The following is an 868-nucleotide window of genomic DNA, read 5'->3' as shown; positions in this document are numbered from 1 at the left end:
CGCAGCTGCAGGCCGGCGAGGCCGAGCGGGCAGGGCTGGCGAGCGCACTGGAACAGGCCATCGCCCAGCGGGACACACAGGCCGGACAGTTCAACGCCGCCAGCACCGGCACCAGTCTGGACGCGCTGCGCGCCTCGCGCGACCAGCTGCGTGAGCGCTATGGCAGCCTGCGTGATCTTTCGCCGCTGGCGGAAAAACGGCAGATGCTGCGTGCGCAGATCCGCGACGAACAGGCACAGCTGCAGCAGCTGCAGGCCGCCCTGGTCGATGACGAGCAGCAGCTGTCAGCGGCGCAGACCGCGCTGGTAGCAGCCAAGGCCAGCTGGGACGATCGCCAGCGCATCGCCACACTGGAACGGCAGATCATGGATCTGGCCGGACATCGCGCCGCACTGGAAGACGGGCAGGCCTGCCCGCTGTGTGGCGCCACCGAACACCCGGCCATCGAGCAGTACCGGCAGCTGGACCCCAGTGCCGCGCAGGCCGCCGCCAGCGCCGCCGAACAGCAGTACCGGCAGGCCTATGAACACCAGCAGCGCTGTGAGCTGCAGCGTGCGACACGGCAAGCGGAACTGAGCCGGGCTGGACAACAGCTGCAGGCGTTGGACGGGCAGTACCTCGCGCTCGGCAACGCGTGGGCGGCGCATTGTGCGCAGCTGCAGCTGGCGCTCGGCGAAGGCGATGAACAGACCGCCCTGCAGGCCGAGCTGGACGCAACCCGTGCCGCAGGCACGCAGCTCAGCGAGCAGGTCGCCCGGCTCGAAAAGTTGCAGACCGCGCTGCAGGCCGCGCAGCAGCACTGCAATGAACAGCAACTGGCGCTGGATCGGCACGACACCCGGCTGCTGGGCCTGCGCGAGGCGCTGGC

1 protein-coding gene is annotated in these 868 nt (G+C 69.9%); it reads left to right on the top strand.

The genetic code is table 11. The features are described 5' to 3' along the window. Nucleotides 1–868: hypothetical protein (locus JCM9942_RS17100; RefSeq protein ID WP_218185529.1), on the top strand; the 868-nt coding region annotated here is incomplete at both ends.

Origin of the sequence: Stenotrophomonas pictorum JCM 9942, from assembly GCF_001310775.1 — a bacterium.
In the GTDB taxonomy this organism is placed as follows: domain Bacteria; phylum Pseudomonadota; class Gammaproteobacteria; order Xanthomonadales; family Xanthomonadaceae; genus Stenotrophomonas; species Stenotrophomonas pictorum.
Note: the sequence above shows the minus strand (reverse complement) of the source record. Positions and strands in the feature narration are given on the sequence as shown.